This window comes from Arthrobacter globiformis (assembly GCF_003261175.1).
In the GTDB taxonomy this organism is placed as follows: Bacteria; Actinomycetota; Actinomycetes; order Actinomycetales; family Micrococcaceae; genus Arthrobacter; species Arthrobacter globiformis_A.
The window spans coordinates 1-23849 of sequence record NZ_QLNP01000003.1; the positions used below are offsets into that span (position 1 = coordinate 1).

18 protein-coding genes are annotated in these 23849 nt (G+C 66.3%); 4 read left to right on the top strand and 14 right to left on the bottom strand.

Annotation, left to right across the window (positions count from 1 at the left end; genetic code table 11):
* Positions 1–410: 410 nt before the first annotated feature.
* The 3 genes from DBZ45_RS00015 to DBZ45_RS00025 are packed head-to-tail and all read right to left on the bottom strand — an operon-like array spanning position 411 to position 8157.
* Complete coding sequence (locus tag DBZ45_RS00015; protein WP_111901953.1) at positions 411–4280, bottom strand: 1,4-alpha-glucan branching enzyme; 3870 nt, start codon at positions 4278–4280, stop codon at positions 411–413.
* A 1-nt stretch (position 4281) separates the two neighbouring features.
* Entirely contained in the window at positions 4282–6078 is a 1797-nt protein-coding gene (gene treS, locus DBZ45_RS00020; protein WP_111901954.1) for a maltose alpha-D-glucosyltransferase, read from the bottom strand.
* Between the two features lie 6 nt (positions 6079–6084).
* Positions 6085–8157 carry an alpha-1,4-glucan--maltose-1-phosphate maltosyltransferase gene (locus DBZ45_RS00025; RefSeq protein ID WP_111901955.1) on the bottom strand — a complete coding sequence of 691 codons (2073 nt, stop codon included), beginning with the start codon at positions 8155–8157 and terminating at the stop codon, positions 6085–6087.
* 131 nt (positions 8158–8288) lie between these two features.
* On the opposite strand from DBZ45_RS00025, the gene glgP reads away from it, so the two are divergent.
* Positions 8289–10907, top strand: coding sequence for an alpha-glucan family phosphorylase (gene glgP, locus DBZ45_RS00030; protein WP_190242944.1), 2619 nt, complete (start codon positions 8289–8291; stop codon positions 10905–10907).
* Positions 10908–10943: 36 nt separating this feature from the next.
* Here the strand turns inward: glgP and DBZ45_RS00035 are convergent, their stop codons facing one another.
* The 3 genes from DBZ45_RS00035 to glgX are packed head-to-tail and all read right to left on the bottom strand — an operon-like array spanning position 10944 to position 13924.
* Complete coding sequence (locus DBZ45_RS00035) at positions 10944–11300, bottom strand: barstar family protein (RefSeq protein WP_111901957.1); 357 nt, start codon at positions 11298–11300, stop codon at positions 10944–10946.
* 4 nt (positions 11301–11304) lie between these two features.
* The gene (locus tag DBZ45_RS00040) at positions 11305–11790 is read right to left on the bottom strand and encodes a ribonuclease domain-containing protein (RefSeq protein WP_111901958.1); all 486 of its coding nucleotides are present in this window, start codon (positions 11788–11790) and stop codon (positions 11305–11307) included.
* A gap of 16 nt (positions 11791–11806) precedes the next feature.
* Positions 11807–13924 carry a glycogen debranching protein GlgX gene (glgX, locus tag DBZ45_RS00045; RefSeq protein WP_111901960.1) on the bottom strand — a complete coding sequence of 706 codons (2118 nt, stop codon included), beginning with the start codon at positions 13922–13924 and terminating at the stop codon, positions 11807–11809.
* Between the two features lie 114 nt (positions 13925–14038).
* Between glgX and DBZ45_RS00050 the strand changes: the two genes are divergently transcribed.
* Positions 14039–14848, top strand: a complete 810-nt coding sequence (locus tag DBZ45_RS00050; protein ID WP_111902022.1) for a carbon-nitrogen hydrolase family protein — start codon at positions 14039–14041, stop codon at positions 14846–14848.
* Positions 14849–15023: 175 nt separating this feature from the next.
* Here the strand turns inward: DBZ45_RS00050 and rlmB are convergent, their stop codons facing one another.
* From rlmB to DBZ45_RS00080, 6 genes are all read right to left on the bottom strand, one after another.
* Positions 15024–16025: a 23S rRNA (guanosine(2251)-2'-O)-methyltransferase RlmB gene (gene rlmB / locus DBZ45_RS00055; protein ID WP_111902023.1), complete on the bottom strand. Its 1002-nt coding sequence runs from the start codon at positions 16023–16025 to the stop codon at positions 15024–15026.
* A 92-nt stretch (positions 16026–16117) separates the two neighbouring features.
* Positions 16118–17575: a cysteine--tRNA ligase gene (gene cysS, locus DBZ45_RS00060; RefSeq protein ID WP_111901961.1), complete on the bottom strand. Its 1458-nt coding sequence runs from the start codon at positions 17573–17575 to the stop codon at positions 16118–16120.
* Positions 17576–17607: 32 nt separating this feature from the next.
* Positions 17608–17934: a hypothetical protein gene (locus DBZ45_RS00065; RefSeq protein ID WP_111901962.1), complete on the bottom strand. Its 327-nt coding sequence runs from the start codon at positions 17932–17934 to the stop codon at positions 17608–17610.
* Positions 17935–18034: 100 nt separating this feature from the next.
* A complete protein-coding gene (gene ispF, locus DBZ45_RS00070; RefSeq protein WP_111902024.1) occupies positions 18035–18547 on the bottom strand; it encodes a 2-C-methyl-D-erythritol 2,4-cyclodiphosphate synthase in 513 nt (170 codons plus the stop codon).
* Positions 18548–18570: 23 nt separating this feature from the next.
* Positions 18571–19353: a 2-C-methyl-D-erythritol 4-phosphate cytidylyltransferase gene (gene ispD, locus DBZ45_RS00075; protein ID WP_111901963.1), complete on the bottom strand. Its 783-nt coding sequence runs from the start codon at positions 19351–19353 to the stop codon at positions 18571–18573.
* 130 nt (positions 19354–19483) lie between these two features.
* Complete coding sequence (locus tag DBZ45_RS00080) at positions 19484–19966, bottom strand: CarD family transcriptional regulator (RefSeq protein WP_003801164.1); 483 nt, start codon at positions 19964–19966, stop codon at positions 19484–19486.
* Positions 19967–20290: 324 nt separating this feature from the next.
* Here DBZ45_RS00080 and DBZ45_RS00085 point away from each other — a divergent pair, with 324 nt between their 5' ends.
* Positions 20291–20863, top strand: a complete 573-nt coding sequence (locus DBZ45_RS00085; protein ID WP_223256851.1) for a hypothetical protein — start codon at positions 20291–20293, stop codon at positions 20861–20863.
* 163 nt (positions 20864–21026) lie between these two features.
* Here DBZ45_RS00085 and DBZ45_RS00090 read toward each other — a convergent pair whose 3' ends face one another.
* Both DBZ45_RS00090 and DBZ45_RS00095 read right to left on the bottom strand, forming a co-directional pair.
* Positions 21027–21707 (bottom strand): response regulator transcription factor, encoded by a 681-nt coding sequence (locus tag DBZ45_RS00090; protein ID WP_111901965.1) that lies wholly within the window; start codon positions 21705–21707, stop codon positions 21027–21029.
* Positions 21704–22978 (bottom strand): sensor histidine kinase, encoded by a 1275-nt coding sequence (locus DBZ45_RS00095; protein ID WP_111901966.1) that lies wholly within the window; start codon positions 22976–22978, stop codon positions 21704–21706. Before DBZ45_RS00095 ends, DBZ45_RS00090 begins: the two co-directional genes overlap by 4 nt.
* A 203-nt stretch (positions 22979–23181) precedes the next feature.
* Between DBZ45_RS00095 and phoU the strand changes: the two genes are divergently transcribed.
* Positions 23182–23844, top strand: a complete 663-nt coding sequence (gene phoU / locus DBZ45_RS00100) for a phosphate signaling complex protein PhoU (protein WP_111901967.1) — start codon at positions 23182–23184, stop codon at positions 23842–23844.
* The last annotated feature ends 5 nt before the right edge of the window (positions 23845–23849 follow it).

Sequence of the window (23849 nt, forward strand, 5' to 3'; positions counted from 1 at the left end):
CAATTTAATAAAAAATCGGTATCAACAAACTTGGCACACTATTGAGTTCTCAAACAACAGACACACCCGGCACCACCCAAACCAACGTTCAGGATCGCTCCGGAGCAACTTTTCAAACTTACCCGCTCGCTTCATCCGAGTCAAATCAGCGGTTTCCGTCCGGCCCAGCCTGTTGGCTTCCGGATCACCTTGCCGACTCGCTCCGGGGAGCGGCGCGGAAATAAACTCTACCACTACCCTGGCAGAATGCCAACTGCACCGGAGCAACGAAGAGGAGGGCCGGGAATCCCACGGGATTCCGGGCCCTCCTCCTAGCGAAACAACCACCCGGGTCTCCGGCCTCCGCCGGGTCTTAGACCGGCGGTCCGTCGGGACTTAGATGAACGCTCCGATGAGCGGTGCGTCTGGACTCAGGCGAGGGGCCCGCCGGGCAGAGCCGATTTTCCCGTACCGCCCTTCGGTGCAGCATCTTTCGGCTCAGCACTGTTCGGTTCAACGACTCGGGTCTCGGCGGGCCGGGTCTCAGCAGCCGTGGGCGCGGCGAAGACTGATTCAGCCTCGGTAACCTTGGCCTTGGCTGCGGCCGCCGAGGTGATCACGCCGGACTCAGCCGGCTTGAAGTACGCGGCGCCCAGCGGAGGCAGCGTAACCGTAAGAGTCGCCGGCTGGCCGTCGATGCCCTCGTCCTCCGCGGTCAGCGTGCCGCCGTTGAGGACGCCCGATCCGCCGTAGTCCTCGGAGTCTGTGTTCAGGACCTCGGTCCAAGCTCCGGCCGAGGGCACGCCCAGGGCGAACTCCTTGTGCGGGCCGCCGGAGAAGTTGACGGCACAGACCAGCGGGTTGCCCTCGGTGTCCCAGCGGACAAAGGTCAGGACGTTGCGGTCGGCGTCGGCCCCGTTGATCCACTGGAACCCGCCGGGCTCGTTGTCCCGGGAGTACAGTGCCGGCGTGGACTTGTAGAGCTCGTTCAGTTCCTTGAGCAGCAGCTGAATGCCCTTGTGAGCCGGGATGTCTGCGAGCCACCAGTCGAGGCCGTGCTGTTCTGACCACTCGGCTTCCTGGCCGAATTCCGTGCCCATGAAGATCAGCTGCTTACCCGGGTGTGCCCACTGGTAGCCGAGGAAGGCGCGGAGGTTGGCCAGTTGCTGCCAGCGGTCGCCTGGCATCTTGCGGAGCATGGAGCCCTTGCCGTGGACTACCTCATCGTGGCTGATGGGCAGCAGGAAGTTCTCGGTGAAGGCATACACCAGGGAGAACGTGACCGTTCCGTGGTGCCACTTGCGGTTGACCGGGTCCTCGGAGGTGTACTTGAGCGAGTCGTGCATCCAGCCCATGTTCCACTTGAGTCCGAAGCCGAGGCCGCCTTGGCTGGTGGGCGCTGTGACGCCGGGGAAGGCGGTGGATTCCTCCGCGATCATCACGGCGCCGGGGTGGGTTTTGTAAACCGTGGCGTTGGTCTCCTGGAGGAACGAGATGGCCTCCAGGTTTTCGCGGCCGCCAAAGCGGTTGGGCTGCCACTGGCCGTCTTCCCGCGAGTAGTCCAGATACAGCATGGACGCGACGGCGTCCACGCGCAGGCCGTCGATGTGGAACTCTTCGAGCCAGTACAGCGCGTTGGCCACGAGGAAGTTCCGGACCTCGGTGCGGCCAAAGTCGAAGATCAGGGTGCCCCAGTCCGGGTGCTCGCCAAGGTTCGGGTCTGCGTGTTCGTAGAGCGGCTGCCCGTCAAACTGCGCCAGGGCCCAGTTGTCCTTCGGGAAGTGCGCCGGCACCCAGTCCAGGATCACGCCGATGCCGGCCTGGTGGAGCGAGTCCACCAGGAACCGGAATTCATCGGGATGCCCGAAACGGGAGGTGGGCGCATAGTAGGACGTGACCTGGTAGCCCCAGGAGCCGCCGAAGGGGTGCTCGGCCACGGGCATGAACTCGACGTGGCTGAACCCGAGCCACTTGACGTACTCGACGAGTTCCTTGGCCAGCTCGCGGTAGTTCAGGCCCAGGCGCCAGGATCCTAGGTGGACCTCGTAGACGCTCATGGGCGAGTTGTGCGGATCCCGGGCGGCGCGTTCCTTCATCCAGTCCGCGTCCTCGAACCGGTAGTGGGACTCGACAACCCTCGACGCGGTGAGCGGCGGCACCTCGGTGCCGAAGGCCAGCGGGTCGGCCTTCTCTACCCAGTAACCGCCCTTGGTTTTGATTTCGAACTTGTAGCAGGCGCCGGCCGGGACACCCGGGATGAACAGTTCCCAGACGCCCGAGGAACCGAGGGACCGCAGTGAGTTTTCCCGCCCGTCCCAGGCGTTGAAGTCGCCCTTGACCCGGACCGCTTCGGCGTTGGGCGCCCACACGGCAAAGGACACGCCGTCAACGTCGCCCATTGCGGACTTGTAGTGCTGCACGTGCGCGCCCAGCACGGTCCAGAGCTTTTCGTGGCGTCCTTCGCCGATCAGGTGCAGGTCCACTTCGCCCACGGTGGGGAGGTAGCGGTATGGATCGTCCGCGGTCACCGGCTCAGCGCCCTCGTACGTCACTTCAAGGCGGTAGTCCGGCACGTGACCGTGCTGCAGCGGCTCGAGCACCGCCACCCAGACGCCCTCGGCCTCGTGGGTCATGGGCACGGTTCCGGCCTGGGTCACCACGTTGACCGCTTCCGCGAGGTGCTTGACGGTGCGGATGGTCACGTGTCCGTAGTCGTCCAAATGGGCACCAAGCACCGAGTGCGGGGCGTGGTGTTCACCGGCCGCGACGCGTGAGAGCGTGTGCGCGTCCACGTGCAACGGTGCGTGGGGGCTGTCGGTGTGTGCAGAGCCTGTCATGTTATTACCTTCCGCTGCTGCTCCGGCCGGTTCGCCGGAGCTTTTAGTGCTGAGGAGCCGCCTGGCCGCATTCACCGGAATGGCCAGCCAGCCCGGCCGGTTGCGCAACTCGTACACGACTTCGTAGAGCGCCTTGTCCAGCCACAATGCCACAAAGAGCGGCGAATTGCGGTCCACCGTTCCGGGAGTTACTTCCGCGTAGCCTGCCAGGAAGGCCTCGGTGCAGTCGTCCACCCAGGAGTCCGGGACGCGGACGTCCGGCTGCTCCCTTTCGGCGGCGCCCGCCGCGTAGTCAAAGGAGCGAAGCATGCCCGTCACGTCCCGGAGCGGGGCGTCGGGGAAGTTGCGCTCGGAGATCGGCCGGAGCGGCTCCCCCTCGAAGTCGAGGATGGCCCACCGGTCATGGCCGCCTTCGGCGCCGGGAACCTGGAGGATCTGGCCGAGGTGCAGGTCGCCGTGGATGCGCTGAAGCGCTCCGCCGGGGGTGCCTTCAAGCCGGCTGAGCAGGCTTTCCAGCGCTTCTTCGTAAGGCCCGACGGCGGGTCCCGCCTCCGCCCACATCTGACGCACGCGCTGGGCTACGCCGGGGGCAATGTCCCCGCCCGGAACCGCTTCGGCCGAAACACCCAGCGTTTCGGCGAGCCTGCGGTGGACAGTGGCCGTTGCATGGCCAAGGGCATGCGCCTCGGCCGTGAAGTCCACTCCCCCGGCCGCTGCGTCAACGGCGAGCCGCCACGCGTCCCGGCCGCCGGCCAGGAATTCGTGGGCCACTGCCAGTTCGCCCCGGGCTGGACCGCCTGAGGCAGTCTCATCCTGGCGAAGTTGAGCCTGCGGGTACCACTCGCCGGTGACCCAGCCCAGTGTGGCGGGGACCTCGGGGGTGCGGGCCGCGGACAGCGCGGCGCCGATCTCCACCTCCGGGTTTCGCCCGGCCGAAAGCACCCGGAAGAACTTCACGATGGCCGCGGAATCGCCGTCGTCCACTATTACCGACGTGTTGGACTGTTCGCCTGACAGGACACGGACCGTCCCGGAGGCCTGCGGCAGCGGCTGCCCGCCCCCGGAAAGGTGGCCGCTGGCCGTGCCGGCGGCTTCCTCCGTCCGGATCAGGTCCAGCCAGGCGGCGATGAAGGCGGGGTCGTGGACGGCGTCGTAGACCCAGCGGTGCCCAAGTTCGGGATCGTCGCTCTCACCGATCAGGGCCCGCTCGGCGCCCGGCAGCGGCTGGCTGCGGTAGCTGAGCGGGATCTGGACGACGTCGGTGCGGGAGACGCCGTCGGCCGTTTTGGACTCGACGGAGGCAAGGAACACCTCCAGGCCGGCCTGGCCGGTGGGGTCATCCAGGACCAGGCCGCCCACCGGCGCCAGGGTGAAGTCCAGAGACTTTACCGGGAACCACCTCTGGGCCGGAAGCCAGTCGCGGAGCAGGTGTTCGAGTGTGGGTGTCAGCGTTGTTTGGATCATCTCATCCCTCAATCGACAGTATCGGCATCGCTTGCGTAAAGGGTGAAGCTGGGTTGGAAGCAGAGGCCCGCACGCGCAGCCAGAAGAAGTCGTGGCTGCCCAGCGTCAGCGTCAGCTGGCCGTCGTCGCTGATGCCGGGGAACGGCTGGCCCCCGAAGACGTCCCGCAGACCCCGGCCGGAAAAGTCCGGAAGCCTCAGCGTGGAGGACACCGGGTGCTGGGAAAGGTTGAAAACGCACAGGATGGATTCGGCCGGCTCTCCCGCCGTGTTGCCCTCCGGCAGTTCGCGGAGATAGGCCAGCACCACCTCGTGGTCGGCCTGCACATGCCTGAACGCCCCGAGCCCGAACGCCGGATGGTTCTTCCGCACGCTGAGGATCTGCCGGGTCCAGCGCAGCAGCGAGCCGGAATGGGCGGCCTCGGCCTCCACGTTTGCCATGGCGTAGTTGTAGACCAGCGACTGGATCACGGGGAGGTACAGCTTGCCGGGATCGGCGTTGGAGAACCCGGCGTTGCGGTCGGGATTCCACTGCATGGGGGTGCGGACGGCGTCACGGTCCTCGAGCCAGATGTTGTCGCCCATCCCGATCTCGTCGCCGTAGTACAGGAACGGGCTGCCCGGCAGTGACAGCAGCAGGGCGTTGATCAGCTCGATTTCCGCCCTGGAGTTGTCCAGCAGCGGCGCCAGCCTGCGCCGGATGCCGATGTTGGCCCGCATGCGCGGGTCCGGTGCGTACCAGCCGAGCATAGCGGCCCGCTCATCGGCGGTGACCATTTCCAGCGTCAGCTCGTCGTGGTTGCGCAGGAATGTTCCCCACTGCGCACCTTCCGGGATGGCCGGGGTGTCGTGCATGGTCTCGATGATGGGGGCGGCCTTCTGGTCACGCAGTGCGTAGTAGAGCCGCGGCATGATCGGGAAGTGGAAGGCCATGTGGCATTCCGGTTCCTCCTCGGTTCCGAAGTACTCCACCACCTCGTTGGGCGGCTGGTTGGCCTCGGCAATGATGACCCGCCCGGGGTAGCTCTCGTCCACCATCTTCCGCAGCTTGCGCAGGAACTCGTGCGTCGCCGGCAGGTTTTCGCAGTTGGTCCCCTCCTCCTCAAACAGGTACGGGATGGCGTCCGCCCGGAACCCGTCGATCCCCTGGTCCAGCCAGAACCGCACGACGTCGAACACGGCGTCGATGACCTTCGGGTTTTCGAAGTTCAGGTCGGGCTGGTGGCTGAAGAACCGGTGCCAGAAAAACTGCCGCCGGATGGGGTCGAAGGTCCAGTTGGATTCCTCCGTGTCCACGAAGATGATGCGCGCGTCCTGGTATTTCTCGTCCGTGTCGCTCCACACGTAGAAGTCGCCGAAGGGACCGTCGGGGTCCTTCCTGGACTCCTGGAACCAGGGGTGCTGGTCCGAGGTGTGGTTCAGGGGGAGGTCGATGATGACCCGGACGCCTCGTGCATGCGCCTCGGCCACCAGCCGTTTGAAGTCGCTGATGGTGCCGAACTCGTCCAGGACGGAGTTGTAGTCCGAGATGTCATACCCGCCGTCCCGCAGGGGTGACTGGAAGAACGGCGGCAGCCACAGGCAGTCCACGCCCAGCCACTGCAGGTAGTCGAGCTTCTCGATCAGCCCGTGGAAGTCGCCCGAACCGTCGCCGTTGGCGTCCGCAAAGCCCCGGACCAGCACTTCATAGAACACCGCTTTCCGGTACCACAGCGGATCATGCTGCAAACCCGGTGCATTGAGTTCAAACGTGCTCTTGGGGGTGAAGTGTTGGGTGGAGCCCTGCGGACTGAAACTCACTGGCGGCTACCTCCGGATGCTCAGGATGTGTGCAGGTTCAACATGTGCATCCAGCCTCACGTAGTTGTACTCGCCCCATTCCCAAGACTCGCCGGAGATGAGGTCATCCACCCAGAATCCGCCGTTCGGAGTGAGGTCTGCGGGGTCGAGCCCCAGCGCGGACAGATCCAGCGAGACCATGCCTTCCCTCGCACTGTGCGGGTCCACGTTGGCCACCACGATGATGGTGTCCCTCGTGCCGTCCGGGAGGGTCTTGTGCTTGGAGTAGACCACCGTGGCGTCGTCAGTGGACTGGTGCACGGTGAGGTTCTGCTGGTCGCCCAGCGCGGGGTGGGCCTTGCGGATTTCGTTGAGCCTGGTCAGGTACGGCGCGAGGGTCCGGCCGGAGGCGGAGGCCGCTTCCCAGTCGCGGGCCTTGTACTCGAACTTCTCATTGTCGATGTACTCCTCGGCGCCGGGCCGGGCCACGTGCTCGTACAGTTCGTAACCGGCGTACACGCCCCACAGCGGGCTCGCGGTGGCTGCCAGGGCAGCACGGATCTTGAACGCCGCCGGCCCGCCGTACTGCAGGTACTCGGTGAGGATGTCCGGGGTGTTGACGAAGAAGTTGGGCCGGAAGAAGGCAGCCGACTCGCGGCTCACGTGGTGGAAGTACTCCTCGAGTTCCTTCTTGGTGTTGCGCCACGTGAAGTAGGTGTAGGACTGCTGGAAGCCTGCCCTGCCCAGCGCGTGCATCATGGCGGGGCGGGTGAAGGCCTCAGCCAGGAAGACGACGTCCGGGTCCTTCTTGTTCACCGTGCCGATGAGCCACTCCCAGAACCACACCGGCTTGGTGTGCGGGTTGTCCACCCGGAAGATCTTCACGCCGTGGCTGACCCACAGCTCGACGATCCGCAGGATTTCCTTGGACAGGCCCTCGGGGTCGTTGTCGAAGTTGAGCGGGAAGATGTCCTGGTACTTCTTCGGCGGGTTCTCGGCATACGCGATGCTGCCGTCCACGCGGGTGGTGAACCATTCCGGGTGCTCGGTGACCCAGGGATGGTCGGGGGCGGCCTGGAGTGCCAGGTCGAGCGCCACTTCCAGATTCAGCTCATTCGCCCGCGCCACGAAGGCGTCGAAGTCCTCGAAGGTTCCGAGGTCGGGGTGGATGGCGTCGTGCCCGCCTTCCTTGGCGCCAATGGCCCACGGCGACCCGGGATCGTTCGGGCCGGCGATCAGCGTGTTGTTGGGGCCCTTGCGGTGCTGCACGCCGATCGGGTGGATCGGCGGCATGTAGATGACGTCGAAACCCATGCCGGCCACGGCATCCAGCCGTTTGGCCGCAGTCCGGAAGTTGCCGGACGTCCAGGCGCCCGTGCCGGGGTCGCGCACGGCGCCCTCGGAGCGCGGGAAGAACTCGTACCAGGACCCGCGGCCTGCGCGGTCCCGCTCAACGAGCAGGGGAAACGGTTCGGAGACGGTGACAAGCTCACGGATCGGCTCGCGCTCCACCACGCCGGCGACCTCCCGGCTGAAACCTGCGGCCAGGCGGTCCTCGGGTGAAAGGGAGGTGTCCGAAAGGATGGTGGCTGCCGAGCGCAGCGTCTGCCGGTCCGCATCGTCGCGGGCGGGTTCCTCGGCCGCCTCGGACAGCAGCGCGGCGCCCTCCGCAAGCATCAGCTCGACATCGATGCCCGCGTCCACCTTGACCTCGGCATTGTGGTGCCACGTGCCGTAGCGGTCGTGCCAGGCCTCGATGACGAACGACCAGTTCCCGGTGGATTCCGGGGTGAGCAGGCCTTCCCAGAGGTCGGTTCCCTTGCCGCGGTCACCGGATGGCGGCTGGAGCCGGACCCGCTGGCGCTCGTTGCCCTTGGGATCCAAGAGGACCGCGCTGACGCCCAATTGGTCGTGGCCCTCGCGGAAGGACCTGGCGCTGACCACGATTCCTTCACCGGGCAGCGCCTTGGCCGGGAACTTCCCCCCTTCGACAACAGGCTGAACGTCCGTGATAGGGAAACGGCCAAACCGAAGGCCTTCCGTGACCGAAACTTTCGGCGTTTGCTTTGCTGGGGCACTGGTTCGCGTGTTAGTCGTCACAAGCTCGACGTTAGCGAGAAATGGGGCGAATTGCTAAGCCTGCGAACTTAATTAGTGAAGCGATTCGTCATTTACCGGAAAGTAATCAAAAGCGGTTCCGGCCGTTCACCCGGTCGGTTAGTGTGGCGCAGGTGAAGGCAATCCGCAGATTTACCGTCCGTACCGTTCTTCCCGAGCCGATCCGGCCACTGGCCCGGTTGGCGACGAACCTCCGCTGGTCCTGGCACCGGCCCACCCGGGAGCTGTTCGAAAGCTTGAACCCGCGTGTCTGGGCACAGTGCGGCAACGACCCGGTCAGCTTCCTGGGCCTGGTGGGCCGTGAGGAGATGCACCGGCTCGCGATCGACCAGGACGTGGTGGCCCGCGTCCAGGCGGCAGCGGCGGACCTGGACCGGTACCTGACGGAACCTCGCTGGTACCAGGGGCTGGGCAGCGACGCCCCCGCCTCAATCGCCTACTTCTCCCCCGAATTCGGCATCACCGAAGTCCTGCCGCAGTATTCCGGCGGCCTCGGCATCCTCGCCGGCGACCACCTCAAGGCCGCCTCCGACCTCGGCGTGCCGCTGATCGGCGTCGGCCTGCTCTACCAGGCCGGCTACTTCAAGCAGTCACTCTCCCGGGACGCCTGGCAGCAGGAGACCTACCCGGTCATTGATCCCGACGGCCTGCCCCTGACCCTGCTGCGGGAGCCCGCCCCGGACGGGAACGGCAAGCCGCTGGAGATCTCACTGCCTTTGCCCAACGGACGGTGCCTTCTGGCACACATCTGGCGTGCCGACGTCGGACGTGTCCCCCTCCTGCTGCTGGATTCCAACGTTCCCGGAAACGACGACGCCGCCCGCGGCATCACCGACCGCCTGTACGGCGGCGGCGGAGACCACCGGCTGCAGCAGGAACTGCTGCTCGGCATGGGCGGGGTCAAGGCGCTGCGCGCCTACCAGAAGCTCACCGGCACGCCCGCGCCCGAGGTGTTCCACACGAATGAGGGCCACGCCGGATTCCTCGGCGTCGAACGGATCCAGGAGCTGATGGCCGGCGAGCAGGCGCTCACCTTCGACGAGGCCCTCGCCGCCGGACGCTCGTCCACCGTGTTCACCACCCACACGCCCGTTCCCGCCGGCATCGACCGTTTCGAAGCCGCGCAGATCCAGCACTTCTTCGAAGCCGGGCTGGCACCGGACGTTCCCACCTCGCGGATCCTCGACCTGGGCCGCGAAAACTTCAGCGAAGGCAACCCCTTCGTGTTCAACATGGCCGTGATGGGCCTGCGCCTCGCACAGCGCGCCAACGGCGTTGCCAAGCTGCACGGTGAAGTCTCGCGCGGCATGTTCTCGGCGCTGTGGCCGGGATTCGACCACTCGGAGGTGCCCATCACCTCCGTGACCAACGGCGTGCACGTGCCCACCTGGGTGGATCCCCGGATCGCGAAGCTCGCCCGGGAGCGGTTCGGACCCGAAGCCGAGGTCATGGGCCGCTGGGACCTCGCCTACAACGTCTCCGACGCCGAGGTGTGGGCTCTCCGGCGCGAGATGCGCGTTTCACTGGTGGAGGATGTGCGGCGCCGGCTGCGGGCTGCGTGGAAGAAGCGCGGTGCGGCTGATGCCGAGCTGGCGTGGACGGACTCGGTGCTGGACCCGGACGTCCTGACCATCGGTTTCGCCCGGCGCGTGCCCACGTACAAGCGGCTGACCCTCATGCTGCGGGACCCCGAGCGCTTGAAGGCGCTCCTGCTGCACAAGGAACACCCCATCCAGCTGGTCATCGCCGGCAAGTCCCACCCTGCGGACGACGCCGGCAAGAAGATGATCCAGGACCTGGTCCGCTTCACGGACGATCCCGCCGTCCGGCACCGCATCGTCTTCCTGCCGAACTACGACATCGCCATGGCCCGCACGCTGTTCCCGGGCTGCGACGTCTGGCTGAACAACCCGCTGCGGCCGCTCGAAGCCTGCGGCACCTCCGGCATGAAGGCCGCCATCAATGGGTCCCTGAACCTGTCCGTCCTGGACGGCTGGTGGGATGAAATGTACGACGGCGAAAACGGCTGGGCGATCCCCACGGCCAATAACGGCGCGTCCGCCGATGAGCGCGACGACATCGAGGCCGCGGCGCTGTACGAGCTGCTCGAGACGCAGGTGGCGCCGCGGTTCTATGGCAACACCGTCTCCGAGGCGGCCGGCGCCGCAGGGCCGTCCGAGTCCGGCCACGAGAAGATCCCCACGCACTGGGTCTCCATGATCAAGCACACGCTGGCCCACCTGGGTCCGGCGGTCTCGGCGGAGCGGATGCTGCAGGACTACGTCAACGTCCTGTACCGGCCCGCGGCGGTTTCGGGACGCGAGGCGGTGGCAGGCTCCTACGCACAGGCCAAGGCGCTGGCGGCATGGGTCGCCAAGGTCCGCGCTGCCTGGCCCCAGCTGCACGTGGAGCACGTCGACTCGCTGGGCGTCTCCGAGGACCCGCAGATCGGTGACACCCTCCAGGTCCATGCCTACGTGGGACTGCACAACCTGTCCCCGCAGGACGTGGCGGTGGAGGTGGCCTACGGGCAGGCAGCCGAAAGCGACGAGCTGGCCAACGTGACCATGGTGGAACTGGAGGCCAAGGAGGAGCTCGGCAACGGCCGCTACCTCTTCGCCGGGTCCATCGTGATCGACCGCTCCGGATCCTTTGGCTACACCGTGCGGGTGCTCCCCAAGCACGACGCCCTCGCGTCCAGGGCCGAGCTGGGGCTGATCGTCAACGCCTAGTCCCTACCGTCTCCTGACGGCGTGGGCCCAGGCGGGCTAGATCAGCACCGCGATGACGGCGAGGTCCTCGCCGGCGTAGCTCTCGGCGTCCTGGAGGATCTCGCAGATGACGCCGAATGAGCGGTCGCCGCGGAAGGCTGCGGGGACCTGCCAGATCACGGTCAGGGGCTTCGCGCCGTCGTCGGAAATGGCGTCGGCGAAGTCATGCAGTGAGTCGTTGAGCGCATCGAGGTTGACGCCGAAGTGCTCCGGAAAATCCAGCGCCTCGCCGAAGGCTGCGAGCACGGACTTCTTGGAGTCGGCAGCAGGGACCAGCAGGCTCCGGCGGCCGGCGTCGGCTACCTGGTCCCGGAGTTCCTCGAGGGTCCAGGTGTCGCCGGAATAGATCTTCATGGTGCTATTTGCCTTCTGCTATGAACTTGAACGATTCGTAGTGGTCCGCCGTGTAGTACTTGTCGCCGGCCTGTCCCGCCACGATCCTGCGGGCGCCCCGGTCCGACTCGCCGGGCGTCGGCACCGTGTACTCCTTGTAGTACCCGCCGGCCTTGCGCGGCAGGATGCGTTCAAAGTTTCCGAATGTCACGCCGTCGCGGGGGTACGGGTAGGGTCCGCCCTGCCGGATCAGCGTCAGTGTCCGCCTGCCTTCCGCCGGTAGCTGGGACTCCCGGATGATCGGGAGCCCGGAGACGTTCGGCACGCCAGTGCCTTTGCCGGCCGACGACGGCGGCGCTGCGGCAGGTGCCGACGTCGTCGTTCCCGGAACCCCACTGGGCTGAACTCCACTGGGAGGCGTGCCGCCCGGCGCGATGAAAAGGTTGAAGACCACGAGGGCAGCCACGGCAAGCCCCAGCAGCAGCGTTCCGACATTCCAACGCCTGCGCATGCCCGTTCCCTCTATGTTATGTGCGGTAGATGTTGATGGTGTAAGCCTGCACCTCGTCAGGCTCGCCGGAAGCGACCAGTGTGCCCTGGCGCCGGTCGTGGAGCTCGGACGTGGTGAGGCGCAGATCGAAGACCCGCCTGCCGGTGCCGTCGTTGGTTACCTGCGGAAGGGTGACCTCGATGTCCTCGGGACCGCCGTTGACCACGATGAGCCCGGCCTCGTGCCCGTCATCGGAGCCGAGCAGCAGCTGAACCACCCGGTTCCCGGAATCGTTCCACCGTTCCATGGTCATGGGCTGCCCGCCCTGGTCGTACCAGTAGAGGTACGAGCGGGCGTCGCGGACGGGGTAGTCGGGCGGCTGGGCGGTCAGGAACTCCCGGCGGAGGCGGATCACGCGCTTGGTGCTCCGCAGCATGGCATGGGACTCCGGCGTGCTGGTCCAGTCGACCCACGTGAGGGGATTGTCCTGGCAGTACGCGTTGTTGTTGCCCTGCTGGGTGCGGCCGAGCTCGTCCCCTGCCGTGATCATGGGAACGCCGAGGGAAATCATGAGCGAGGCCATGAGGTTGCGCTTGCTCTGGTGGCGGCGCGCCAAAATGCCCTCGTCCTCGGTGCGTCCTTCAAAGCCGTGGTTGTAGCTTCGGTTGTCGCCATGCCCGTCCCGGTTCTGTTCACCGTTCGCCTCGTTGTGCTTGCGGTCGTAGGACACGAGGTCGGTCATGGTGAAACCGTCGTGGGAGGTGATGTAGTTCAGCGAAGCCAGCCGCGAGCGGCCCGATGGTTCGAACAGGCTCGCCGAGCCGGACAGGGCATCGGCCAGCCGGGCGACGGACGCTCCCCGGCCTCCGTTGTCGAGGGCGGCCCGGTCCGCCACCCAGAAGGAGCGCACGGCGTCGCGGTAGTGGTCGTTCCAGTCCACCCAGCCGCTGGGGAACCGGCCGGTCTGCCAGCCCCCGTAGCCCACGTCCCACGGTTCGGCGATCAGTTTGACGCGCGAGAGCACCGGATCCGCGGCGACCGCCACGAGGAAGGGGTGGTGGGGATCGAACTCGTTGGTTGCGTTCCTGCAGAGCGTGACCGCGAGGTCAAAGCGGAAGCCGTCGATGTGAAACTCGTTCACCCAGTACCGCAGGGAGTCCAGCACCATCTGGATCACGCGGGGTTCGCCGAAGTTCAGGCTGTTGCCGCAGCCGGTGGTGTCAACGTATTTTCCGTTGCCGTCGGTGCGGTAGTACTTCTGCTCGCCGAGGCCCCGGAAGCTCAGGGTGTGGCCGTCCGGCCCGCCTTCGGCAGTGTGGTTGTAAACGACGTCGAGGATGACCTCGATGCCGGCGGCGTGCAGCAGCTTGACCATTCCCTTGAACTCGTCCTGGACGGCCTGCGGCCCCGCTTCCTGGGCCGATTTGGTGGCGTACCCGGGGGACGGCGCAAAGAACGCTGCCGTGTTGTAACCCCAGTAGTTGGTGAGGCCGAGGTTCTGGAGGTGTGGCTCGTCCAGATGGAAATGCACGGGCAGCAACTGCAGGGCTGTGATGCCGAGACCGGTGAGGTGCTCGATCATGGCGGGGTGGGCCATGCCGGCGTATGTGCCGCGCAGGGCCTCCGGGATGTCCGGATGGAGCATGCTCTGTCCGCGGACGTGCGCCTCGTAGACGATGGTGTTGCGCCACGGTGTATTCGGCTTCTCGTCGGCGGCCCAGTCGAAGTCCGAAGACATCCTGACACTGGTGAGGAATCCGTCGCGTTCGTCGACGGCCCGGCCGTAGGGGTCCAGCAACAGCGGTTGCCGGCTGCCGCCGTCGTCGTCGAAATCAACAGTGGGAACCGCAAGCGGCAGGACCTCTTCGCCTTGGGGGACGGCGCGGAAGCCGTACCGTGAGCCCACGGGGAATCCGTCGACCACACCGTGGTGGACGCCGTTCGGAAGGCCGGAGAGGGTCTGAAGGCGCCAGCTTTGCCCGGGCGCCTGGTAAGCCACCTCCAGCTTGGTGATGCCGGGCGCATAAACCGCAACGCGGGCGCGGCCGCCTGAGACCCCGCCTGCGCCGGGAACTTGGCGCGCTTCGCTGACCCCGAGGGGAAAGGCCTGGGGGTCGTCCACCATCGAGGTTGTGTCTAAAAGGGGCATTACCATCAATTAAAGCTTAGCTGTCACATCGAAATCGCTGATCTATTCCGGCATGTTACGCATGCGGGGTACGTGGCGGCACGCTAAACGCTGTAATGACGCAACGACGTGGAGGTTTTCGTGAAGATTGCATTGGCTCAAATCATCACCGGCAGGGATGTGGCCGGGAACCTCACCGTGGTCGAGGAGTATGCCCGCCGCGCCAAGGACGGCGGCGCCGAGATGGTCGTTTTCCCCGAGGCCACGATGCGGGCCTTCGGCAATTCCCTGCTGGACATCGCCGAGCCTCTGGACGGCCCCTGGGCCAGCCGCGTCCGCTCGATCGCTGACCGGCTGGGGATAGTGATCGTTGCCGGAATGTTCACTCCAGGTTCAGCGCCGTCCGAAGGGCAGACGAAGGTGCGCAATACGCTGCTGGTGGCCGGGCCGGGCGTGGACGCCAGCTACGACAAGGTGCACCTTTTCGACGCCTTCGGGTTCCTGGAGTCGGACACCGTTGACGCCGGGACCGGCCCCGTAACGTTCGACGTCGGCGGCCTCACCTTTGGCCTGGCCACCTGCTACGACATCCGCTTCCCGGCCCTCTTCACGGCCAACGCTGACCGCGGAGCCGTGGCCAACATCGTCTGCGCGTCCTGGGGTTCCGGCCCCGGCAAGGTCGACCAGTGGCAGCTCCTTGCCCGTGCCCGGGCCGTGGACACCACCACTTACGTCCTCGCCTGCGGCCAGGGCGATCCCGCCACCCAGGGCATCGAACCGCGGGGCGCGGCGCCCACGGGCGTGGGGCACAGCGCGGTCGTCTCGCCTTTCGGGCAGGTCCTGGAAGAGCTCGACGGCGCCCCCGGCCTGATCTTCGCCGACCTGGATCCCGATCTGGTCAAGGAAGCCCGCGCCAAGCTCCCGGTCCTGGCCAACCGCCGGGAGTTCTAAGGCGCCAGAACGCTTCCTCAGATCCTGCCGGAAATCCCCAAACCCTCCTGCAGCTCCTGCCGCTTAAAACGGAACGCTTCCGCACCCAGGTGCGGAAGCGTTTGCCGGTTCCCTGCGAAAGCTGAGGAAGCGTTTCGTGTTTCCCTGCAGGAACTGAGAGAGCGTTTGGCCGGGGTTACTTCGCGGAGCGCTGGCGGGAGACTTCGTAGAGGGAGATGCCGACGGCCATGGAGGCGTTCAGGGATTCCATGGCGGAGTCGATCGGGATGGAGACGATCTGGTCGCAGTTTTCCCTGACGAGCCGGCTAAGGCCCTTACCCTCGGAGCCGACCACGATGCAGACGGGTTCGGTGGCAACGGTGAGGTCCGGCAGCGAGACGTCGCCGTCGCCGTCGAGCCCCAGCACGAAGACGCCCATGTCCTTGAACTGCTTGATGGCGTTGTTCAGGTTGGAGGCGCGGGCCACGGGAACGCGGACAGCCGCGCCGGCGCTGGTCTTCCATGCAGCGGCCGTGACGCCCACGGAGCGGCGCTCGGGGACGATGACACCGTGGCCGCTGAACGCCGAGACCGAGCGGATGATCGCGCCGAGGTTACGGGGGTCGGTGATGCCGTCCAGGGCGACGAAGAGGGGTGCGTTCGCGATGTGCCCCTTCTTCCAGCCTTCCACGGTCTCTTCGGCCAGGTCGTAGGCGTCCTGGTACTCGTACGGCGGGATCTGCAGGACGAGCCCTTGGTGCACGGCGTCGTCGGTCATCCGGTCCAGCTCGGGCTTGCCGGTCTCCAGCAGCGGGATGCCCCGTTCGGCGGCGATCTTCAGCGACTCTTTGACGCGGTCGTCCATCTCGATGCGGATGGCCACGTGCAGTGCCTTGGCGGGAATGCCGGCGCGCAGCGCCTCCACGACGGAGTTGCGGCCGGTGACGACCTCTTCGGTGGCACGCCCCTTCGGGCCCGACCGGGCACCGGCACTGCGGGTGCCGCCGGCACCAGCGGGCCGCTTGGCTGCGGAGCGATCCGCGAGCTGCTTGTTCTTGTGCGCCTTGTGGTAGGGGCGGTCCTCGGCCTTGGGGGTTGGCCCCTTGCCTTCGAGAGCCTTGCGGCCGTGGCCACCGGTTCCGGTGGTGGGGCCCTTCTTGAGCTTGCGGACTGCGCCCGGGCGACCTTTGTTGGCCATGAATTCCACCCTTGGTTGTATTGAGTAAGTCTGGACTCCAGTCTACTGACTGGCCTCAAATCGTTGACCGGGCGGGCGCTGAGCCTGGGAGGCTAGCCGCGCTGCAGGCTCCAGGTGGCGCCGTCGGCGTTGTCTTCGACCAGGACGCCGGCCGCGGCGAGGGTGTCCCGGATGGCGTCGGAGGCGGCCCAGTCCTTCTTGGAACGGGCTTCGGCGCGGGCGGCGAGCTGCGCTTCAATGAGCGTACCAAGTGCACTGGTGGCCTGGTCGTCGACGGCGGGCTGCGCGGCGTCGCTGATGCCCAGGACCCTCAGCATGTCGGTCACGCTGGCCAGGGCCTGCCGCGTCGCCGCCAGGTCGCCATCGGTGAGGGCTGAGTTGCCGGCGCGGACCGTATCGTGCAGAACCGCGAGGGCCTGCGGGACGTTGAGGTCGTCGTCCATGGCAGCGGCGAACGCCTCCGGAACGGTGCCGTGGCTGAAGAGGCCGGCAGCGCCGTCTTGCGTCATCGTGCTCCGAAGGGCGCGGCTGATGAAACCGTCAATGCGTTCGACGGCGGCCGCGGCCTCCTGCAGCGACGTCGGCTGGTAATCCAGCACCGAGCGGTACTGTGCCTGGCCCAGGTAGTAACGGACCACGCGCGGCGGCGCGATTTCCAGCATCTCGGCCGGGCTGACGGTGTTGCCGACGGACTTCGACATTTTCTCGCCCTGATATGTGACCATGCCGTTGTGCATCCAGAAGTTGGCAAAGCCGTGGCCCGCCGCCTGGGACTGGGCCATCTCGTTTTCGTGGTGCGGAAAGCGCAGGTCGAGGCCGCCGCCGTGGATGTCGAATTCGGTGCCGAGGTATTTCGTGACCATTGCCGAGCATTCGAGGTGCCAGCCCGGACGGCCGGTGCCCCACGGCGAAACCCAGCTCGCCGTCGTCGGCTCCCCCTCCTTGTAGCCCTTCCAGAGGGCGAAGTCGCGGGGGTCCTTCTTGCCGCGCGGGTCCGCGTCCGCGGCACCTTGCATGTCATCAATCTTCTGCCGCGTCAGCGCGCCGTACTTGTTCCACGAGCGCACGTCGAAGTAGACGTCCCCGGAGCCATCGAGGGCAGGGTACGCGTGCCCGCGGTCGATCAGCTGCTGGATCAGTGCGTGCATCTCCGGGATGTGCCCCGTTGCCCGCGGCTCGTACGTGGGCCGGGACACGCCGAGGGTGTCGTAGGCCTTGAGGAACTCCTGCTCGTAGCGGTAGGCCAGCGCCCACCATTCCTCCTCCGGCACGGCCCCGGGCTCCTGCTCGAAGTCAGGGTGGAAGGAGGCCTCGGACTTGGCGAGGATCTTGTCGTCGATGTCGGTGACATTCCGGACCACCGTGACGCGGAAGCCGCGGTACTCAAGCCAGCGGCTGAGCTGGTCGAAGGCGATGGCGGAGCGGATGTGCCCCACGTGCGGCATGCCCTGCACCGTGGCACCGCAGTAATACAGGCTTACCTTGCCCGGTACCAGGGGAACGAAATCGCGGACTTCGGCGGATGCAGTGTCGTAAAAGCGCAGGGTCACCGCTCCAGATTAGCCGATGCCAATGTTCCCGCTTACTTGCAGACTTCGCCGATCCGGTTGTTCTGCCTGGCGAGTTCAGCCGTCTGCTCCGAACTCTTGTTTCCCAGCGAGGTGCCGGCCACCTGCTTCATGATGTCGGCCATCTTCTGGATGGGGTCGGCGACGTTCTGGGCCACCTTGTCGGCGACCTCCTGGTAGTGCTTGGCGATCTGGTCGGCCTGCTGCTGCTGGTTGCCCGTGGGCTTGAACGTGTCGCCCTGCAGGAACTTGCAGCTCTCCTCCACGCTCATGCGGGGGCTGCCGGCACAGCCGGCCAGCAGCATCCCTGCGATCACGACGGCGGGAAGCAGCTTTTTCACGGCGGGTCTCCTGGGATTGCGGTACTGGTGCTTATTCCAGCGTAGGTGATTTGGCTGCAGGTGCGGACAGCCGCCCTGTGGGCCGGTGACGGCGGGACAGTTACGACGCCGGGTAGACCAGGGCCGTCGCCACTGCGGAAATGCCTTCGCCGCGGCCGGTGAAGCCGAGGCCGTCGCTGGTGGTGGCGGTAACGGTGACCGGGGCGCCCGCAGCCTCGGTGAGGACGCGCTGGGACTCTTCCCGGCGCGGGCCGAACTTGGGCCGGTTGCCCACGAACTGCACCGCGACATTGCCGATCTCGAAGCCTGCCGCCCTGACGATCCGGGCTGCTTCGGCCAGAAGCGTGACTCCGGAGGCCCCCGCGAATTCGGGCCGGTCTGTGCCGAAGTGAGTGCCCAGATCGCCGATGCCGCATGCGGAGAACAGTGCGTCGGCGGCCGCGTGGGCCACGGGATCGCCGTCGGAATGGCCGGCGAGGCCCCGCTCCCCCTCCCAGAGAAGCCCGCCCAGCCAGAGCGGCTGCGGGTCGCTGTCCGGGGCAAAGGCGTGCACGTCAATGCCGATGCCTGTCCGGGGCAGGAGTACCGGGGTGCGTGAAGCGTTGTGGGTCATGGCGCCTTCCGTCATGTGGTTTGTCAGCCCTCCACCCAGCGGGCGCCGAGGGGCCCCTCGAGCAGGCCCTCGGCGATGATGAGGTCCAGCGGGGTGGTGATTTTCAGCGACTGGCTGGCTCCCCGGACGGCGTGCACCGGCACGCCGAGAAGCTCCACCAGCATGGCGTCGTCGGTCACCGCGGCGGCCTGGCGCTCATCGAAGGCCGAGGCCGCCTGGTGCGCCTGCCGCAGCACGGAGAGCCTGAAGCCCTGCGGGGTCTGGACTGCCCGGAGCTCCTCCCGGGGCGCGGTTCCGGTGACGAGTTCAGGTGCGATGTCCGTGGCTGGCCCCTCGGTGGCGGCGACCGTCTTGACCGTGTCCACCACCGGGATCACCGGAATCACTGCATCGGCGCCGGCTGCCAGAGCCTGGGCCACCCGGTGGAAAACCTGCTCCGGCGCCAGGGCGCGGGCGGCGTCATGGACCAGAACCGCTTCGGTGCCGTCCTCGACGGCCGCCAGAGCGGAACGGACGGAATCCGCCCGGGACGCCCCGCCGTCGACCATTGTGAGGAGCGGGCCGCCGTCGACCAGCTCCACCCGGAAGTCTTCGCAGAGCCGGCGGAGTGCCTCGTCACCGGCCGGCAGCGCGATGCAGACCTGACTGGCGATGCCTGCCGCGACGATCCCGCGGAGCGCGTGCATCAGGATCGGTTCACCGCCCAACGGCACGGCGGCCTTGGGCATGCCATACCCCAGCCTCTGCCCGGACCCGGCGGCGACGAGGATCACGGCGGTCACGGGGCGCTTGGGTGCAGTGTTCATGCGCTCTAGCCTACGTCCCAGCCGCACTCGCCCTCCATCTTCCAGGTGCTCCGTGGATGGGGTTATGGGATGGGTGTTTTTGGGCAAGAAGAAACCCCGGCGGCACTCTGCCACCGGGGTTCAATTCTTGTTAGGAAGCCAAGACCTCGTCGAGAACGCTTGCAGCCTTCTCTTCGTCGGTCTTTTCAGCCAGGGCCAATTCTGAGATCAGAATCTGCCGGGCCTTGGCCAGCATTCGCTTCTCGCCTGCGGAAAGGCCCCGGTCGTGATCCCGGCGCCACAGGTCGCGGACGACCTCTGCAACCTTGATGACGTCACCGGAAGCAAGCTTCTCCAGATTTGCCTTGTAACGACGCGACCAGTTGGTGGGCTCCTCAGTGAACTCGGCACGGAGCACGTCAAACACGTGCTCCAGACCGTCTTTGCCCACTACGTCGCGAACCCCAACAAGGTCAACGTTCTCTGCTGGAACTTCAATGGTCAGATCACCCTGAGCCACCTTGAGCTTGAGATACATCTTCTCTTCGCCCTTGACAGTGCGCATCTTGATTTCTTCAATTTTTGCTGCACCGTGGTGAGGGTAAACTACTGTCTCGCCGACCTCAAAAACCATGTGGACTTTCCCCTTTCCCGCAGACCAGTTTATCACGATTAAGGCATATGACTGGCACGGAAACGGTCGAAGAACCCCGTAAATCCGCGGAAAATAGCCGAAATCGGTCGCTCAGACCCCTTGACGAATGCGAACAATAGTGCATCGCATGCGGGCCCACAAGCGTTACGCGCGGGTAGTTGCGGGTGCCATCGACGGCCCCGAGGACCCCCAAGGAGGCGTCGGAAGGGGCGGTCATGTGGAGGGACCGAATCCTTGTTTGGTCCTCTTTGCCGATAGGCTATGCCTGAAAACTGTTTCAAGACTTTTCGAGGAGTGCGTGACGTGCGTTTCACTGCGATGAACCGGGGCCAGAGCGGCAAGATGGCAATGGCAGCAGCCGCCCTGAGTGCCGGCCTGCTGGCCCTGACGGGCTGCGGCTACATCAACGCCCAGCAGACCTCTCACCAGTACGCTGCCTCCGACGGAACCCGGGCCGAGGTCGGACCGGTGCAGCTGCGCAACATGCTGATCGTTTCTGCGGGCGACAACCAGCCGGGCCGCGTCATCGGCGCCGTCTACAACTCCTCCTCGAAGGACGTCAAGGTCACCCTTAAGGGAGCTGAAGGCGCGCAGACTGAAGTTTCCGTCAAGCAGAACGCCTACACCCTGCTGAACGAATCCGCGGACGAAGCCATCCTGAGCACCTCCGGCGGCAAACCCGGATCCCTCGTGGACGTCCAGGTGACCGAGGACGGCACCAACGTCAACAAGACCGTTAAGATTCCCGTGGTGGACGGCACGCTGAAGGAATACGCCGCCTACCTTCCGGGCGGCACGCCCAGCGGGACTGCCACTCCGAGTGAGACTGCAGCGCCGAGCGACACCGCATCGGCCACGCCCACCGAAAGCCACTAGCAGCGCGGGCCCCTGACGGCCGCTTACTAGAGCAGCAATACGAAGAAGGAGGGGTTCCCGGCCGGGAACCCCTCCTTCTTCGTATTATCGGTGCTTTTGTGTGCCGGCCCCGCGCCGCCCAGGCACGCCGCCCGGGCGCCTCGCCCGGGCCGGCAGCCAACTCCTACGGCTCGAACTTGTAGCCCAGTCCGCGAACGGTGACGAGGTACCGCGGCAGGGACGGGTCGGGCTCGATCTTGCTGCGCAGCCGTTTCACGTGGACGTCGAGCGTTTTCGTGTCGCCCACATAATCGGAGCCCCAGACCCTGTCAATCAGCTGGCCCCGCGTCAGCACGCGACCGGAGTTGCGCAGCAGCATCTCCAGCAGTTCAAACTCCTTCAGCGGCAGCGACACCTGCTCGCCGCCGACGCTCACCACGTGCCGCTCGATGTCCATCCGCACCGGGCCGGCGTGGACGGTGGAGGCGATGAGTTCCTCCGGTTCGCCCTGGCGCCGCAGCACCGCGCGGACGCGGGCCACCAGCTCGCGGGAGGAGTAGGGCTTGGTGACGTAGTCGTCCGCGCCCAGCTCCAGTCCGACGACCTTGTCGATCTCGGTGTCCTTGGCGGTCAGCATGATGACCGGGACGGTGGAGCGCTGACGAAGCTGCCGGCAGACCTCCGTGCCGGACTGGCCCGGCAGCTGCAGGTCGAGCAGCACGAGGTCTGCCCCGTTGCGGTCGAATTCCGTGATGGCGTCGAGGCCGTTGTCCACGACCTCCACCTCGAATCCTTCCTTGCCCAGTAGATAGGACAGGGGATCGCTGAACGACTCCTCATCCTCGACAATAAGAATCCTGCTCAAGCGTTAGCTCCTCGTTCGTGGACGCCGGCGGCGTCGCGTGGTTCGGTGGCGTGTTGCGGCCGGTCGGTCTGGCCCTGCGGTGGGGCGGGGGCCAGGTTGCCGGCTTCCTGGGCAGTACGGGCGGCGCGCGGTTCCGGCGCGGACGGGTCTTCCTGCCCTTCCATCTCCGGCAACCGGAGGGTGAACGTGGAGCCCTGGCCGGGCTGGGACCAGAGCGTGACTTCCCCGCCGTGGTTGGAAACGACGTGTTTGACGATGCTCAGGCCCAGGCCGGTTCCGCCGGTGTGGCGGGACCGGGCTGCGTCCACCCGGTAGAAACGCTCGAACACCCGCTCCTGGTCCTCAGGTGACAGGCCTTCGCCCTGGTCCGTGACGGAGACGGAAACCAGTCCTTCCCTGGACCGCACACCGATGCCCACCCTGGTGTTCTCCGGCGAGTACCGGATCGCGTTGTCGATGAGGTTGCGCAGCGCGGTCACCAGCAGGTCCTGGTCGCCGTAGACCTTCGCCTCCGCACGGCCGCCAATGACGATCTGGATGTTCTTGCTCTCGGCGGGCAGCTGCGACCGGTCGACGGCTTCGGAGATGACGTCGTTGATGTCCACGGGGTGCCCCTGCTGCGCCACGTTCGCGCCCTGCAGCCGTGACAGCTCGATGATGTCCTGCACCAGCGCGGCGAGGCGGGCCGACTCCTTGTGCATGCGTTTGGCGAAGCGGCGGACGGCGTCCTCGTCGTCGGCCGACGATTCCAGCGCTTCAGCCAGCAGCGAGATGGCGCCCACCGGCGTCTTCAGTTCGTGGGACACGTTGGCCACGAAGTCGTTGCGGATCTCCTCGGTCCGGGTGATCTCGGTGCGATCATCGGCCAGCAGGACGATGTATTCCTCACCCAGCATCGCTGCCCGGACCTGCACGATGATGGTTCCCTGGCCGAGCGGCCCCCGGGGCAGTTCAAGCTGCCTCTCCAGGATGACGCCGTCGCGCCGGACGTTCGCCGTCATGTCCAGCAGCTCGCGGTGCACCACCGTGTGGCCGCGCACCAGGCCGTAGGCGTAGGCCGCCGGGCTGGCCCGGACGACGCCGTCGATCGCGTCCACCACCACGAACGCCTGCCCGACGACGGCGAGGACTTCCGCGGACCCATGGGGCAGCGCGGGTTCGTCGTATTCGATGTCCACGAGCTCGCGCTGCTTCTCGCTGGCCCGGAAGGCGAGCACGCCAAAGACGCCGAACGACAGGCCCAGCAGGCCGGCGATAACACCTAAGAGCATTGGATCCACGCCTCCAGCTTATGCTTCCGGGAACCCCCGATATCCGATAAACGGCCCACGCGGTGCGGATTCAGCTAACGTTCATCTTGAGGTGTGTAACAGTTCACCGAACACTGGAAGAGTGTGCGGTTGGACTGCCGGAACGGTGACACGAAATTCTGACCGCCGCGGCGGGGCGGAGTTTCCAAGGAAAGGACGCCTACGTGCGCAAGGTTTTTCAGGAGGAGCTGGCCCATGTGGGCGAGGACCTCATCGAGATTTCAAAGCTGGTCAGTGAAGCGATCGGCAAGGCAACGACGTCGTTCGAGAGTGCCGACGTCGATCTGGCCCAGGACGTCATCGCCGCGGACGCCAGGATCGACTTCCTGCAGAACAGCCTCGACGAGCGCGCCATCGACATCCTCGCCCTGCAGGGCCCCGTGGCCAGCGACCTGCGCATGATCGTCGGGTCGCTGCGGATGAGCGCCTCCCTGGAGCGCATGGGTGACCTCGCCCGCCACATTGCCCAGCTGGCCCGGCTGCGCTTCCCCTCCATGGTGATCCCGGAGTCCCTGACCGGGACTTTCAAGAGCTTCGCCGAGCAGGACATCGAGATCGCGAACAAGCTCACCCAGCTGCTGGAGACCCGCGACCTCGAGGTTGCCCGCGACATCCTCAAGGCCAACTCCGCGGTGAACGACCTCCACCTCAGTGTCTTCAAGGCGATCGCCCGGCCCGACTGGCAGGAATCCCCGGCCACCACCGTGGACGTTGCACTGGCCAGCCGCTACTTCGAGCGGTTCGCTGATCACGGCGTATCCGTGGCGCAGAAGGTCATCTACCTCGTGACCGGCGCCTGGCACCCGAACAGCATCGAGCACGGCTAACAAAA